This window comes from Pseudomonas sp. 20P_3.2_Bac5, from assembly GCF_025466035.1.
Taxonomy (GTDB): Bacteria; Pseudomonadota; Gammaproteobacteria; order Pseudomonadales; family Pseudomonadaceae; genus Aquipseudomonas.
Window position 1 is genome coordinate 13,503 of the sequence record NZ_JANLOA010000069.1, and the last position, 15,182, is coordinate 28,684.

General features: G+C 65.0%; 15 protein-coding genes. 14 read left to right on the top strand and 1 reads right to left on the bottom strand.

Annotated elements, in window-relative coordinates; all coding sequences use genetic code 11:
* Positions 1-339: 339 nt before the first annotated feature.
* Positions 340-921 (bottom strand): TetR/AcrR family transcriptional regulator, encoded by a 582-nt coding sequence (locus NTD88_RS12980; RefSeq protein WP_095159695.1) that lies wholly within the window; start codon positions 919-921, stop codon positions 340-342.
* A 303-nt stretch (positions 922-1,224) separates the two neighbouring features.
* Here NTD88_RS12980 and NTD88_RS12985 point away from each other — a divergent pair, with 303 nt between their 5' ends.
* The 14 genes from NTD88_RS12985 to NTD88_RS13050 all read left to right on the top strand — a co-directional run bounded on the left by NTD88_RS12985 (position 1,225) and on the right by NTD88_RS13050 (position 15,136).
* On the top strand, positions 1,225-2,040 hold the full coding sequence (locus tag NTD88_RS12985) for an alpha/beta fold hydrolase (RefSeq protein WP_262155828.1): 816 nt from the start codon (positions 1,225-1,227) through the stop codon (positions 2,038-2,040).
* 5 nt (positions 2,041-2,045) lie between these two features.
* On the top strand, positions 2,046-2,342 hold the full coding sequence (locus NTD88_RS12990; protein WP_095159697.1) for an extradiol ring-cleavage dioxygenase: 297 nt from the start codon (positions 2,046-2,048) through the stop codon (positions 2,340-2,342).
* A gap of 4 nt (positions 2,343-2,346) precedes the next feature.
* A complete protein-coding gene (locus NTD88_RS12995) occupies positions 2,347-3,195 on the top strand; it encodes a protocatechuate 3,4-dioxygenase (protein WP_262155830.1) in 849 nt (282 codons plus the stop codon).
* Positions 3,192-3,545 (top strand): non-heme iron oxygenase ferredoxin subunit, encoded by a 354-nt coding sequence (locus NTD88_RS13000; protein WP_095159699.1) that lies wholly within the window; start codon positions 3,192-3,194, stop codon positions 3,543-3,545. Before NTD88_RS12995 ends, NTD88_RS13000 begins: the two co-directional genes overlap by 4 nt.
* A gap of 41 nt (positions 3,546-3,586) precedes the next feature.
* On the top strand, positions 3,587-4,936 hold the full coding sequence (locus NTD88_RS13005) for an SRPBCC family protein (protein WP_262155833.1): 1,350 nt from the start codon (positions 3,587-3,589) through the stop codon (positions 4,934-4,936).
* 12 nt (positions 4,937-4,948) lie between these two features.
* Positions 4,949-5,470: a 3-phenylpropionate/cinnamic acid dioxygenase subunit beta gene (locus NTD88_RS13010; protein ID WP_095159701.1), complete on the top strand. Its 522-nt coding sequence runs from the start codon at positions 4,949-4,951 to the stop codon at positions 5,468-5,470.
* 34 nt (positions 5,471-5,504) lie between these two features.
* Complete coding sequence (gene hcaB / locus NTD88_RS13015; RefSeq protein WP_175649915.1) at positions 5,505-6,317, top strand: 3-(cis-5,6-dihydroxycyclohexa-1,3-dien-1-yl)propanoate dehydrogenase; 813 nt, start codon at positions 5,505-5,507, stop codon at positions 6,315-6,317.
* 43 nt (positions 6,318-6,360) lie between these two features.
* Entirely contained in the window at positions 6,361-7,332 is a 972-nt protein-coding gene (locus tag NTD88_RS13020; protein WP_262155835.1) for an NAD(P)H-dependent flavin oxidoreductase, read from the top strand.
* A gap of 27 nt (positions 7,333-7,359) precedes the next feature.
* On the top strand, positions 7,360-8,142 hold the full coding sequence (locus tag NTD88_RS13025) for a 2-keto-4-pentenoate hydratase (protein WP_262155836.1): 783 nt from the start codon (positions 7,360-7,362) through the stop codon (positions 8,140-8,142).
* Positions 8,143-8,248: 106 nt separating this feature from the next.
* On the top strand, positions 8,249-10,108 hold the full coding sequence (locus NTD88_RS13030) for a feruloyl-CoA synthase (RefSeq protein WP_262155837.1): 1,860 nt from the start codon (positions 8,249-8,251) through the stop codon (positions 10,106-10,108).
* Positions 10,105-11,037, top strand: coding sequence for an acetaldehyde dehydrogenase (acetylating) (locus NTD88_RS13035; RefSeq protein ID WP_262155840.1), 933 nt, complete (start codon positions 10,105-10,107; stop codon positions 11,035-11,037). Before NTD88_RS13030 ends, NTD88_RS13035 begins: the two co-directional genes overlap by 4 nt.
* A 9-nt stretch (positions 11,038-11,046) precedes the next feature.
* Positions 11,047-12,057 carry a 4-hydroxy-2-oxovalerate aldolase gene (dmpG, locus tag NTD88_RS13040; protein WP_262155842.1) on the top strand — a complete coding sequence of 337 codons (1,011 nt, stop codon included), beginning with the start codon at positions 11,047-11,049 and terminating at the stop codon, positions 12,055-12,057.
* A gap of 134 nt (positions 12,058-12,191) precedes the next feature.
* Positions 12,192-13,196, top strand: a complete 1,005-nt coding sequence (locus tag NTD88_RS13045; protein WP_262155844.1) for a CDP-6-deoxy-delta-3,4-glucoseen reductase — start codon at positions 12,192-12,194, stop codon at positions 13,194-13,196.
* Between the two features lie 314 nt (positions 13,197-13,510).
* Positions 13,511-15,136 carry a methyl-accepting chemotaxis protein gene (locus NTD88_RS13050; RefSeq protein WP_262155846.1) on the top strand — a complete coding sequence of 542 codons (1,626 nt, stop codon included), beginning with the start codon at positions 13,511-13,513 and terminating at the stop codon, positions 15,134-15,136.
* Positions 15,137-15,182 lie beyond the last annotated feature (46 nt).

Below are 15,182 nucleotides of genomic sequence, written 5' to 3' on the forward strand. Positions count from 1 at the left end.
CGGTCAGGTCGGGGGGAGGCGGTAGATCGGCGGGGCGGCCGGTGCGCGCATGCGAGAACATAGTGAGATACCCAACTGTATTTTTATTGTCTTAGGGTCCAGCCCCGGTGTGGGCTGTGGGCGACCTTATCGGAATACACATGCGAATGTGTATGTATAGACTAGCGGGTCATGACGGAGGTTTGTCAATAGGGGGAGGGAGAAAGAGGGGGTTTTGAAATCGAAAGATACAGTTATGTATCTTTTTGCGGTTTTCAGGCGTACTGCGATGGCGTTGCGGGTCATTCGTTTTGTGGGAGTTGGCAAGCCAACTCCCACTGGGTGCCTCGCATTTTTGTCTCAGGCCGGAACGGCAGCGCCCTGCGGCAACAACAACCCCGCCATGCGCTGACTACGGTCCAATCGCTGCTCGGACGTATCGTCGCTGTGCAGCAGCGACAGGCTGATCTGGTACGCATAGATCAGGTAGGCGCGGTCCTGCGCTTCATCGGCGGGCGCGCCGGCCTGGATCAGCAAGCCTTCGATGTAGTTCAGGCGATGGCTGTCCACTTCGTCGATGGCCTGGCGCGCCTGTTTGTCGCGGCGGGCCCAGGCGCGGATGCCCAGTTCGATGGCGGCGGCTTCCTTGGCGGTCTGGCCGTGGGACGGCAATTCCAGCAGGCGCTGCAACTGCTGCAGCGGCGAGGCGTGGGCGTTGCGCAGGTTGAGAATCACGTCTTCGGTGGCGCGCGCACGCCAGTTGCCGAGGATGCCTTCGAGCAGTTCGCCGCGGCTTTTGAAGTGGTAGTAGAAGCTGCCGCGGGTGATTTTCAGTTCCTTGGCCAGGGTATCGACCCGGACCGCATCGACGCCGCTGCTGACCAGCACATGTTGGGCGGCGTGGATCCAGTCTTCGCGGGTGAGGTTGGTGCGTGATGACATTGTGTAAGGGCCTTGTTCATCGAGCTGGAAGGCGCCAGGGCGGCAGGATCGTGGCCCGGCCCGGGGCGCTAAGGAGGGCATTCTAGCGCCCGGCGCAATGCCGAGGCTATTGCCGCCGGCGCAGCCAGAGCGCGCTACGGGGCACCGGCAGTCTGCCGAATTTGCCCATTTGTTTAAATACACATCTGTAGGTTGACCTGCATATTTTTGCACCGTTCCGCGTTTTTTTCGTTGACGCACGTCAAAACCATCCATAGCATTCGAATACACATCTGTATGTTAAGAGTAAAAACGGAGACCTCGATGAGCGCAATTGCCAAGACGCTGCTGGCCGCAGGGCACAACACCCACTACTACGAAGCCGGTCAGGGCGATGCTCTGTTCCTGCTGCACGGTTCGGGTCCAGGCGTGTCCGGCGGCACCAACTGGGCCAAGTCCATCCCGGTGTTTGCCGACCGCTGGCGGGTGATCGTGCCGGACATCGCCGGCTTCGGTTTCACCGAATTCCAGGCCGACGCCAAGTACGACATCAAGCTGTGGGTCAACCACCTGCTGGGCATCATGGATGCGCTGGATATCCAGAAAGCCTCCTTTATCGGCAACTCCTTCGGCGGCGCCGTGGCCATCGGCCTGGCGGTGTTCGCTCCGGAGCGGGTCGACAAACTGGTGCTGCTCGGCACTCCTGCCGGCGAGTTCGTGCAGACCCCCGGCCTGCGTGGCGCCTGGGAATACGAGCCGTCGCTGGAGAACATGCGCCGCCTGATGGAGCTGTTCCCCTACGACAAATCCCTGATTACCGACGAATTGGTGCAGTCGCGTTTCGAGGCCAGCGCGCGTCCTGGTGCCCAGGACGCCCTGCGCAAACTGATCCCGCGACCGGCCGCCGAAGGCCAGACCCTGGTCAAGGCATTCCCCGCCGCGGCGCTGGCGAAAATCACCGCGCCGACCCTGGTGGTGCATGGCCGCGAAGACCGCGTGGTGCCGCCGGAATGCGGCCTGCTGATCGCCAACAGCGTGCCGAACGCCGACCTGCACCTGTTCGGCCATTGCGGCCATTGGGTGCAGAGCGAACAGCCTCGGCGCTTCGCCGCGCTGGTCCGCGACTTCCTCAGCGAGTAAGCGCCATGAGCCGAAATGTAATGGAGCGCGTGCTCTGGCAACTGTGCGTCGAGCGCGCCGCCAAAGAGCGGTTTCGCCAGGACGCCGCGGGCTTTCTAGCCCGCTTCGAGCTGGCCGAAGACGAGGCCGCGATGATCCTCGGCTTCGATGTTGCCGGGCTGCAGGCCGCCGGGGTCAACCCGATGCTGACCATGGGCTTCTGGCAGGAACTTTCCGTGGAGCGCGACATGGCGATCTACAAGCAGCGCCTCGGCTGCACCGATGAACTCAGCGCGGGTTTCTCCGCCGCGCTCAAGGGGTGATGAGATGGGCAAGATAGTAGGCGGCTTCTGGATGCCGCACGACCCGGTCATGTTCGTGGCGCCCAATGCGCCGCCCGAAGCCCAGCGCGAGGCGGTGTGGCAAGCCTACGCCGATTGCGCCCGGCGCCTCGCCGAGCTGGAGCCGACCGCGGTCATCATCGTCGGTTGCGACCATTACATTCTGTTCGGCACCCACTGCCTGCCGCGCTACGTGATCGGCACTGGTGATGTCGACGGGCCGATCGACCGCCTGCCGGGCCTGCAACGCCGCGTGGTGAGCAACCACCAGGCGCTGGCCGAACACATCGTCGCCCACGGTGACGCCACGGGCGTGGACTGGAGCGTGGCGCGCAGTTTCACCGTCGACCATTCGTTCTCGATCCCGCACCAGTTGGTGGTGCAGCCCGCCGAGCAACTGCTGGGCAAGACCTTGCCGAGCATCCCGGTGTACTTGGCTTGCGGCGTCGATCCGTACATCTCGCTGAAACGCTCGGCCGACCTCGGCCGGCAACTGCGCGCGGCGGTGGAAGCCTTCGACGCCGACGAGCGCGTGGTGATCATCGGCAGCGGCGGCATCAGCCACTGGGTCGGTACCGTCGAGATGGGCAAGGTCGCCGAAGACTTCGACCGCGAGATTCTCGCCCTGGGGGTCAAGGGCGACCTGGATGGCCTGTGTGCCTACAGCGACGAAGAAATCCTCCGCCGCGCCGGCAACGGCGCCATGGAAATCCGCAATTTCGCCTGTGCCATGGCCGCGCTGGAGCAGCCGGTCGGTGAGGTGGTCGCTTATGAAGCGGTGCCGGCCTGGGTCACCGGCCTGGGCTTTGTACAACTGAAGGAGGGCCGGGCATGAGCCGTGTATTGCTGTGCCAGCGCGACGAGCTGGCGCCGGGCGAACTGAAGAAGGTCGAGCAGGCCGAAGGCGACGCGATCTGCGTCTACAACCTGGGCGGCACCTTCTACGCCACCACCGACATGTGCACCCACGCCACCGCCTCGCTGGCCGAGGGCGATATGGAAGACGACCTGATCACCTGCCCGGTGCACTGGGGCCAGTTCCACATCCCCAGCGGCAAGGCGGTGACCTTCCCCTGCGAACGGCACCTGCGCACCTACAAGATTATCGTCACCGACCGTGAGGTGTACGCCGACGTCGCGCTGGAAGCCGACGAGGCACTGGCTGCGGCCGAGAGCCCGGTCTGACGTCGTCGCTGTCCCACCGCATTCCTGTGTGAGTCCGAACCATGGATAACAATAAATACATACCGCTCAGAACCATCGAATCCACCCCGACCCTGGATAACCTCGATCGCATCTGCGACATGGAAGAAGGCCGGCTGTCGGGCAAGGTGTTCTGGGACCAGGCCATCTACGAGCAGGAGATGGAAAAGATCTTCGCCCGCTGCTGGCTGTTCGTTGCCCACGAATCGCAACTGCCGAAATTCGGCGACTACCTGACCACCTCGATGGGCGAGGACGAAGTGCTGGTGGTGCGGCAGAAGGACGGCTCGCTGAAAGTCTTCCTCAATTCCTGCCCGCACCGCGGCAACAAGGTCTGCTTCGCCGAGGCCGGCAACGCCCGCGGCTTTATCTGCAACTACCACGGCTGGTCGTTCGGCGCCGACGGTGGCCGGCTGATGGGCATGCACGAATCCAAGTGCTACGAAGAGAGCAACTTCGACAAGTCGAAACACGGCCTGCGCGAAGCCCGGGTCGGCACCTACAAAGGCCTGGTGTTCGCCACCTTCGCCGCCGACGCACCGACCCTTGAGGAGTACCTCGGGCCGATGACCTGGTACCTCGACGTGATGCTCGACATGGACGAGGGCGGTAGCGAATTCCTCGGCGGCTGCATCCGTTCCACTATCGACTGCAACTGGAAGATCGCCGCGGAAAATTTCGTCGGTGACATCCTTCATGGCGGCTGGACCCACGACTCGGCGGCCAAGGCCATGCTCGGCGGGCCGGTGACCAATGTCGGCGAATTGCCGGAGTCGTACTCGGTGAACTGGAACGGCCACGGCTACGAGTTCGCCACCGATGTGGTGGGCAACGCCGCGACCCTCGGCGAGCGCGATATCAACAAGTACCTGCACGTGTTGCGGCCCAAGGTCGCCGAGCGCCTGGGCGAGTTCCGCTCGAAGCTGATCGGGGCGATTTCCTCGTTCACCGTGTTCCCCAACTTCTCCTTCCTGCCGGGGCAGAACACCGTACGCATCTGGCAGCCGCGCGGGCCGCACAAGATCGAGTTGTTCACCTGGGTGATCGTCAACAAGAACGCCCCGCAGGACATCAAGGACAAATGGCGCCGCGGCGCGATGATGACCTTCTCGCCCACTGGCGTGTTCGAAATGGACGACGGTGAGAACTGGGAGTACTGCACCAAGACCGCCCGCGGCGTGGTGACCCGTTACCAGGACCTGTACGTCGGCCTGGGCATGGACAGCCGGATCGACAACAGCGAGCTGCCGGGCAACGTGTTCAAGGGCCAGCTCAACGAATGCAATGCGCGGGCGTTCTACCAGCGCTGGAAAGACCTGCTGCAAGCGCCGACCTGGGCAGATGTCCCGGACCGCAACGGCAAGATGCGCTGAGGAGAAGCCCGCATGACACTGGAACAACAGTTGACCTTCGAAGACGTGCGCCGCGTCGAGCAATTCCTGCTGCGCGAAGCGCGCCTGCTGGACAACGAGTGCTGGGACGAATGGCTGCAGACCCTGAGCGAGGCGATCCACTACTGGATGCCCGGCATCGAGAACCGCCGCCGCGAAGACAAATCCGGGCCCTACACTCTGGAGCACATGGCCTTCTTCGACGACGGCATCCGCGAACTGCAACGCCGGGTGTCGCGGTTCAAGCAGCCGTCGGCCTGGGCCGAGAACCCGCCGACGCGCAATGTGCATCTGGTCAGCAATATCGAGGTGTATGCCGGCGAGGCGCCGGGCGAGTACCGCGCCTATTCCTGCTTTATCAACGTGCGCAGCCGCGGGCTTGATGAACAGTCGCAGATCACCGGCCGCCGCGAGGACGTGCTGCGGGTCGAGGCGGACGGGTTGAAGCTGCTCAAGCGCAAGATCCTGATCCCCAATGCGATGTTGCTGTGCAAGAACATCAATACCTTCCTGTGACACCCCGTGTTGCTGAATTTCCGAGGATTGATTTATGGGTTGGCTAAACAACCAGGTCGCACTGGTCACCGGCGGCACTGGCGGCATCGGTAGCGCCATCGTGCGGCGCTATGTCGCCGAAGGGGCGAAGGTCGCGGTCATGGGCCGTGACGCCGCGCAACTGGCGGCGCTCAGCGCCGAGCTGGGTGATGCGGTCATCACCGTGCAGGGCGACGTCTCGCGCTGGCAGGACAACCAGCGCGCCGTGGCGGCAACGCTGGAAGCCTTCGGCAAGCTCGACACCTTTGTCGGCAACGCCGCGGTGTTCGACTATTTCACCCGGCTCGACCGGATCGCCCCGGAAGATTTCGAAGGCGCGTTCCAGAAGCTGTTCTCGATCAATGTCCAGGGTTACCTGCTCGGCGCCCAGGCGGCGACCGAGGCGCTGCGCGAAACCCGCGGCAGCATGATTTTCACCCTGTCCAACAGCGCCTTTTATGCCGGCGGAGGTGGCATTCTCTACGTCACCGCCAAGCATGCGCTGGTGGGGATGATCCGCCAGTTGGCCTACGAGCTGGCGCCGGACATCCGCGTCAACGGTGTCGCCCCCGGCGCCACCAACACGCCGATGAAGAGCCTGGAAGGCCTGAACAGCCGCAGCGTGCCGCTGAACCAGATTCCCGGCTTCGAAGCCGGCGCCGCCCAGGCGGTGCCGCTGCAGCGTATCGCCGAACCCGAGGACCACGCCGGCCATTACGTGCTGTTGGCCTCGCGGGAGAACGCCGGGCTGACCACCGCTAACATCATCCACAGCGATGGCGGCTGGGAAATCCGTAGCAGCGGGGCGGCCAAGCATCGCAAGACCTGAACCCAGCCAGCGTGCTCTACAAAATAAACAAGAGAGATGCGTGATGAGCAACAGAAGCCTTAGTGCACCGCAACAACACCTGCTGGACCTGGTCGCCGGCCTCAACCTGCCGGTGCTGGCCGCGCCGATGTTCCTGGTTTCCGGGCCGAAACTGGTCTCGGCTTGCTGCCAGGCCGGGATCATCGGCAGCTTCCCGGCACCCAATGCCCGCACCGTCGAGCAACTGGACCAGTGGCTCGGCGAGATCGTCGCCGAGCGCGAGGCCGCCAGTCAGCGCGGTGAGGCCCGCGCGCCGTGGATGCTGAACATGATCGTGCACAGCACCTACGACCGTTTCGACGCCGAACTGGAACTGGTCAAACGCTACCAGCCGCCAATCGTCTCCACCGCACTCGGCAGTCCCAAGCGCGTGCTCGATGCCGTGCACGCCTACGGCGGCGTGGTGATCGCCGATGTGATCAGCCCGGCCCTGGCGCGCAAGGCGGCGGACGCCGGCGCCGATGGCCTGGTGCTGGTCTGCAACGGCGCCGGCGGCCACACCGGCAACTACAACCCGTTCGCCTTCGCAGGCGAGGTGCGGCAGTTCTGGGACGGGCCGCTGGGTCTGGCCGGGGCCATCTCCAACGGTCGCGATATTCACGCCGCGCAAGTGCTCGGCTGCGACTTCTCGCTGGTCGGCACGCGCCTGGTGGCCGCCGCGGAAAGCCTGGTGGAAGACGCCTACCGCGACATGCTGGTGGCGTGCTCGCTGGACGACGTGGTCACCACCAAGGCGGTCAGCGGCGTGTTGGCCACCTGGATGCGCCCGTCGCTGGAGCAGGCCGGCATCGATCCGGCCACCGAAACCCGCGCCAGCATCGACTTCTCCGGCAACATCGCCAGCGCCAACAAGGCCTGGAAACACGTGTGGTCGGCGGGGCAGGGGGTCGGGCAAATCAGCCGCCACTACAGCGTCGCCGAGCTGGTCGATGAACTGCACCAGGGCTACCGCGAAAGCCGTGCCCGCACGTTGTAAGCCGAACTTGCCTTCAGGAGAAACACGATGACTCATCCTTCCCTGCAACCGGCCGCCGAAGCGCTGGCCCGCGCCCGGCAGACCCGCACCCCGTGCGGGCGCATTTCCGAGCGATTCGACATCAACAGCCTGGCCGACGCCTACGCCATCCAGGAACTCAACACCCAGGCCGCCCTGGCCGCCGGCCGGCGTCTGAGCGGGCGCAAGATCGGTCTTACCTCGCTGGCGGTGCAGCAGCAACTGGGTGTCGATCAACCGGACTTCGGCATGCTCTTCGCCGACATGGAAGTTCGCGACGGCGAGACCATCGACAGCGCGCGGCTGATTCAGCCCAAGGCCGAAGGCGAGATTGCCTTTGTCCTCGGCCGTGACCTGCCGCACGCCGACACCACCCTGGCCGAGCTGCTGCGCGCCGTGGACCATGTATTGCCGGCGCTGGAGATCGTCGATTCGGCGATCGAAGACTGGAAAATCACCCTGGTCGACACCGTCGCCGACAACGCCTCTTCCGGCCTTTATGTCCTGGGCAAAACGCCGGTGAGCCTGGCCGGCCTCGACCTGGCGCTGGAAGGCATGTTGCTGGAGAAGAACGGTGCCCAGGCGGCCATCGGCGTCGGTGCGGCCTGCATGGGCAACCCGCTGGACGCCTGCCTATGGCTGGCACGGACCATGGCCGAGGCCGGGCGTCCGTTGCAGGCCGGCGATGTGCTGCTGTCCGGCGCACTCGGGCCGATGGTCCAGATCGCTGCCGGCGACAGCCTGCGCCTGCGCCTGACCCGGCTGGGCGAAGTGAGCTGCCGCTTCGCCTGAGACGAACTAGCCAACACCTTGAGGCCGGCCGTCAGGCTGGCGAACGTCACAACAATAAATCAGTGAGCGGTGGGCACCTGACCCGCCGAACTCATGAGGGCGTGCCATGTACGACATCTTCAACGACCCGACGCGGTTGGCGCCGGCGCGCGTGCTCTATGAGCCCGGCGCGGACGGCAGTTTCATTCTCGGCTCAGCCGAGCCCCTGCAACCTTATGCGCGCTGCATCGGCGAATGGCTGGAGCATTGGGCGCACCAGACTCCTGACCGCGCTTACCTGGCGGAACGCCGCAACGGTGGCTGGTTCACCCTGAGCTACCGTGAAGTGCGCCAGCGTGTCGGCGCCCTGGCCCAAGGCCTGCTGGAGCTGGACACCGCGCCGGGACGCCCGGTGCTGATGCTGTCGGAAAACGATATCGACCAGGCGCTGCTGACCCTGGCGGCCATGCACGTGGGCATTCCGGTGTCCACCGTGTCGGTGGCCTATGCCCGCAACACCGGCAGCGGCTGCGCCAAGCTCAAGGCGATTATCGACGTGCTGGACCCGGCGCTGATCTTCGTCAACGACGGCGATGCCTTCTGCCGCGCCATCGAGCTGGTCGCGCCGCGCTGCCCGGTGGTGGCGGCGCGCAACGCCCAGGAAATCCCCGACGGGCTGGCCCTGCCGTTGCTGTACAAAACCGAAAGCCCGGCGGTCATGGACGCCTTCGCCCGCGTCGACGGCGACACCCCGGCGCGCTACCTGCTGACCTCCGGCTCCACCGGTTCGCCGAAGGCGGTGATCAATACCCACGGCATGCTCTGCGCCAACCAGCAGGCCATCGCCCAGTGCTGGCCCTTCATTGAGCGGATCGACGTGGTGGTGCTGGACTGGCTGCCGTGGAGCCACGTGTTCGGTGCCAACCACAACTTCAACCTGGTGCTGCGCAACGGCGGCACCCTGTACATCGACGACGGCCGGCCACTGCCGGGGCAGATCGACCGCACGGTGGAGAACATCAAGTCGGTCAAGCCGACGCTGTTCTTCAACGTGCCGCGCGGCTACGAGTCGCTGCTGCCGTACCTGGAACGCGACGAAGCGCTGGCCCGCGCCTTGTTCGGCCGGCTGGAACTGCTGTTCTACGCCGCCGCCGCGTTGCCGCAAAGTTCCTGGCAGCGCCTGGTGGCGCGCGCCGCCGAAGTCCGCGAGGCACCGCTGTTCTTCGCCACCGAATGGGGTTCGACGGAAACCTCGCCGGTGGTCACCAGCGTGCATTTTCAGTTGGACAAGGCCGGCAATATCGGCCTGCCGGTGCCGGGCACGCAGATCCGTTTCGTGCCCAGTGGCGACAAGCTGGAAATGCGCGTGCGCGGCCCGTCGGTGTTCCCGCGTTACCTCAACGACGCGCAGAGCACCGAGGCCGCGTTCGATGAACTGGGCTTCTACCGCATCGGCGATGCCGGCCGGCTGGTGGACCCGGAGCGGCCCGAACTGGGGATTCTGTTCGATGGCCGTGTGACCGAAGACTTCAAGCTCAGCAGCGGCACCTGGGTGTCGGTCGGCACCCTGCGCCCGCGGCTGGTCAGCGCCCTGGCGCCCTATGCCAGCGATTGTGTGATCTGCGGCCACGACCGCGACGTGATCGGTGCGCTGGTCTACCCGACCCCGGCCCTGCGCGAGTTGCTCGGCAAGGCCGGCGAGTCCATGAGCGGCGCGCAACTGGCGCTGCAGCCGGAAGTGCGTCTGGCCCTGTGCGCCGGCTTGAAGGCTCTGGCCAGGGACTTCCCGGCGTCGTCGCAGCACGCGGTGCGGCTGATGATCCTCGACACCCCACCGAGCCTGAATGACGGCGAAATCACCGACAAGGGCTACATCAACCAGCGCGCCGCCCTGACGCTGCGCGCCGACGCGGTCCAGCGCCTGTACGCCGACACCCTCGGCCAGGACGTGATCCTGCTCGCCGAAGTCTACGGAGAAGCGGTATGAGTCAACGCAAACTGAAAGTCGCCATCATCGGTTCCGGCAACATCGGCACCGACCTGATGATCAAAATCCTGCGCCACGGCCAGCACCTGGAGATGGCCGCGATGGTCGGCATCGACCCGGCCTCTGACGGCCTGGCACGGGCGGCGCGGATGGGCGTCGCCATCACCCACGAAGGTGTTGACGGCCTGACCCGGATGCCGGCGTTTGCCGATATCGACTTCGTCTTCGATGCCACCAGCGCCGGCGCCCACGTCAAGAACGACGCCTTCCTGCGCTCGATCAAACCCGGCATTCGCCTGATCGACCTGACCCCGGCGGCCATCGGCCCGTACTGCGTGCCGGTGGTGAACCTGGAGCAGAACCTCGCTCAGCTCAACGTCAACATGGTCACCTGCGGCGGCCAGGCGACCATCCCGATGGTCGCGGCCGTATCTCGCGTGGCCAAGGTTCACTACGCCGAAATCGTCGCCTCGATTGCCAGCAAATCCGCTGGCCCTGGCACCCGCGCCAATATCGACGAATTCACCGAAACCACCTCCCGCGCCATCGAGGTGATCGGCGGCGCGGCCAAGGGCAAGGCGATCATCGTGATGAACCCGGCCGAGCCGCCGCTGATCATGCGCGACACGGTGTTCGTCCTTTCCGAGGCCGCAGATCAGGCGCAGGTCGAGGCTTCGATCATCGAAATGGCCCAGGCAGTTCAGGCCTATGTGCCGGGCTACCGGCTCAAGCAGAAGGTCCAGTTCGAGGACGTTCGCGACCTGAAAATCCCCGGTCTCGGCGCGTTCTCTGGCCTGAAGACCTCTGTGTTCCTCGAAGTCGAAGGCGCCGCCCATTACCTCCCGGCCTACGCCGGCAACCTCGACATCATGACGTCCGCCGCCATGGCCACCGCCGAGCGTATGGCCCTGTCGATGATCAACGGCTGAGGAACGACCATGAAAAAAATCTACATCTCCGACGTCACCCTGCGCGACGGCAGCCACGCGGTGCGCCATCAGTACACCCTCGACAACGCCCGCGATATCGCCCGTGCACTGGACAAGGCCAAGGTCGATTCCATCGAAGTCGCTCATGGCGATGGCTTGCAGGGTTCCAGCTTCAACTATGGCTTTGGCCGGCACACTGATCTTGAGTACATCGAGGCGGTGGCGGATGTGGTCAGCCACGCCAAGATCGCCACGCTGCTGCTGCCGGGGATCGGCACGGTCCATGACTTGAAAGCTGCTTATGACGCCGGCGCCCGTGTGGTCCGCGTCGCGACTCACTGCACCGAAGCCGACGTGTCGAAGCAGCACATCGAATACGCCCGCGAACTGGGCATGGACACCGTCGGCTTCCTGATGATGAGCCACATGGTTCCCGCCGAGCAGTTGGCGGCGCAGGGCAAGCTGATGGAGAGCTACGGCGCGCAGTGCATCTACATGGCCGACTCCGGCGGCGCGATGAACATGCAGGACATCCGCGACCGCATGCGCGCTTTCAAGGCGGTGCTGAACCCGGAAACCCAGACCGGCATGCACGCGCACCACAACCTCAGCCTCGGCGTCGCCAACTCGATTGCGGCGGTGGAAGAGGGCTGTGATCGCATCGACGCCAGCCTCGCCGGCATGGGCGCGGGCGCCGGTAATGCGCCGCTGGAAGTGTTTATCGCCGCTGCCGAACGCCTCGGCTGGAACCACGGCACCGACCTCTACACGCTGATGGATGCCGCCGACGATATCGTCCGGCCGTTGCAGGACCGACCGGTGCGGGTGGACCGCGAGTCGCTGGCGCTGGGCTATGCGGGGGTTTATTCGAGCTTCCTGCGTCATGCGGAAATCGCGGCAGCGCGGTATGGGTTGAAGACCGTGGACATTCTGGTGGAGCTGGGCAAGCGGCGGATGGTCGGGGGGCAGGAGGACATGATTGTGGATGTGGCGTTGGATCTGCTGGCTCGGCGGAATTAGCCGAAATCGCGAGCAAGCTCGCTCCTACAGGGGGGAGGTTCCGCATACACATCCCTTGTAGGAGCGAGCTTGCTCGCGATGGCCTGCACAGCAGGCCCCGAACACAACCCCAACCCCAACCCAAGGCCCAGACCATGACTTTCACTCTGCACATCCAACCGGTCGGCCTGAGCTGCCCGGCCACCCCCGACCAGACCATCCTCGATGCCGCCCTCGCCGACGGCCTGATGCTCAAGCACAGTTGCCGCACCGGCACCTGCGGCAGTTGCAAGGGCCGCTTGCTCAGCGGCGCAGTCGACCACGGCGACAGCCCGCTCGACGTGCTCAGCGCGGCCGAGCGCGAACAGGGCCTGGCGCTGTTCTGCTGCGCCCGGGCCAAATCCGACCTGGTGATCGACGCCCCGGAAGTCACCGAACTGCGCGGCATCAGCATCCAGCAGATGGGCGTGCGTGTCGCCAGCGTCGACAAGGTCAGCCACGACGTCGCCGTGCTGCGCCTGATGCTGGCGCCGGGCAGTGCGTTCAACTACTTCCCCGGCCAGTACGTCCAGGTGCTGCTCAAGGACGGCAGCCGCCGCAGTTACTCCATGGCCACCGCCGTAGCGCGTGACCAGCAACTGGAACTGCATATCCGCCATATGCCGGGCGGTGTGTTCAGCGGCCATGTGTTCACCGCGCTGCAGCCCAAGGCGATCCTGCGCATGGAAGGGCCGTTCGGTTCGTTCTTCCTGCGCGACGGCGACGCGCCGATGATCTTCCTCGCCAGCGGCACTGGTTTTGCGCCGATCCAGGCGCTGCTGGAACAGTTGCGCGAACGCGGCGACAACCGTCGGCCGGTGTACCTGTACTGGGGCGGACGGCGCCGCGAAGACCTCTATCGGCATGAACAATTGCTGGCCTGGGAAGCCGAATTGCCGTGGCTGCGCTACACCCCGGTGCTGTCCGAGCCGACCGAGGCGTGCGACTGGCAGGGCGCGACCGGCTTCGTTCACCGTCAGGTGGTCAATGACTTCCAGAGCCTCAAGGGTTTCGAGGTGTATGCCTGTGGCGCGCCGATCGTGGTGGATTCGGCGCGGCGGGATTATGTGGCGGAGCGGAATCTGGCGGAGGCTGATTTTTACGCGGATGCGTTTGTTTAGGGGGAGGGGCATCGCGAGCAAAGCAGGCCCAAAGTCTCATAAAACCCGCCCCGTTCAAGCGCTTGCTGCGTTTGCCATCATTTCGCCATTCCCGTAGAATCCTTCGGTATTTAAAGGCGCCAGGGCCCAGCCTCGGCGCCTGATTCATCGGGCTTCCCGACCTAACTAAAAATGACCGCGCATTGCGGCAAAGCCTTTGTGTGCACCACGCCCTCGCAAGCCGGCGCTGTATCGCCGTGCCCGTGGGCTCCAAGGCTTAATCCGTCTGGCTTTCGTATCCACCCAGGCCAGCGCGGATATTTGAGGAAAGGTCAATGCGGGTCAGAAATCTATCCATCGGCGCCAGAGCCGGTTTTGCCTTCGCGATCCTGGCGGTACTGGTATTGCTGTTGGGCGCCGTCGCGATTTTCGAAGCCGAGAAAATGGACTCGGCAACCGACAAGATCACCGGTTACTGGCAACCCAGCAGTCATGCCCTGGCCGAAGTCGGCCTGGCCCTCGGCCGCACCCGGGCGCTGACGTTGCGCTCGATCCTGCTGCGCGACCCGCAGGAGCGCCAGCACACCATGGAGTTGATCGCCGAGCGCCAGCAGGAGATCAAGACCAACCTCAAATTCTATGAAGAGAGCATCGACAGCCCGAAGAACCGCGAGCTGTTCAAGGCGTTCCAGGAGTCTTACGACAAGTACCACACCCTGCAGCGCCAGCTTCTGGAGGCGGTGCGCGCCGAGCGTCCGGAAGACGCCATCGACCTGCTCAACGGCCCGCTGGTGGCCTACGCCGACGGCATGATGAACGACCTCGGCAACCTGATCCGCTACAACTACGACGGCCTGGTGGAGTCGGGCCAGGTCAGCGGTGAAGCCTATGACCGCGCCGTGCTGATCATCGCCATCACCCTGCTGGTCATCCTCGCCGCCATGATCGCCATCGCCGCGATCCTCACCCGCAGCATCGTCACCCCTTTGCACGAAGCCGTGGTGGTGGCCGACCGCGTGTCCCATGGCGACCTGACCCAGGAAATCATCGTCACCGGTCGCGACGAGCCGGCGCTGTTGCTGGAGTCGATGCGCACCATGCAGGAACGCCTGCGCACCACCATCCGCCAGATCGCCGAATCCTCCGACCGCCTGGCCTCGGCCTCGGAAGAGCTGCACGCGGTCACCGACGACACCAGCCGCGGCCTGCTGCAACAGAGCGCCGAGATCGAACAGGCGGCCACCGCGGTCAACGAAATGACCGCCGCCGTCGAGGAAGTCGCCAGCAACGCGGTGACCACCTCCGATGCCTCGCGCCGCGCCGACGACACCACCCAGCATGGCCGCGCCCAGGTCGATCAGGCGCTGGCCTCGATCCAGAGCCTGGTCAGCGACGTCGGCGACACCGCCCAGGAAGTCGAAACCCTGGCCAATCACGTCAACGACATCAGCCGCGTGCTGGATGTGATCGGTTCGATTGCCGACCAGACCAACCTGCTGGCGCTCAACGCCGCCATCGAGGCGGCGCGGGCCGGCGAGGCGGGCAGGGGCTTCGCCGTGGTCGCCGACGAGGTGCGCGCCCTCGCGCACCGCACCCAGCAGTCCACCGAAGAAATCGAGCAGATGATCGGTGGCGTCCAGGCCGGCACTCACCGCGCGGTCAGCACCATGCACAGCAGCCAGAGTCAGGCCAGTCGCACCCTCGTCGTGGCCCAGGCCGCCGATGAAGCGTTGAAGGTGATTGCCGAGGCCATCGCCGCGATCAACGAACGCAACCTGGTGATCGCCAGCGCGTCCGAGGAACAGGCGTCGGTGGCGCGGGAAGTGGACCGCAACCTGGTCAACATTCGCGACCTGTCGATCCAGACCTCGACCGGCGCCAACCAGACCAACGCTGCCAGCCAGGACCTGTCGCGCCTGGCGGTGGAACTGAACGTGATGATTTCCAAGTTCAAGGTCTGAGCCTGTCGGGGGGGGGCGCCGGGGGGGGGGGGGGGGGGGGGGGGGG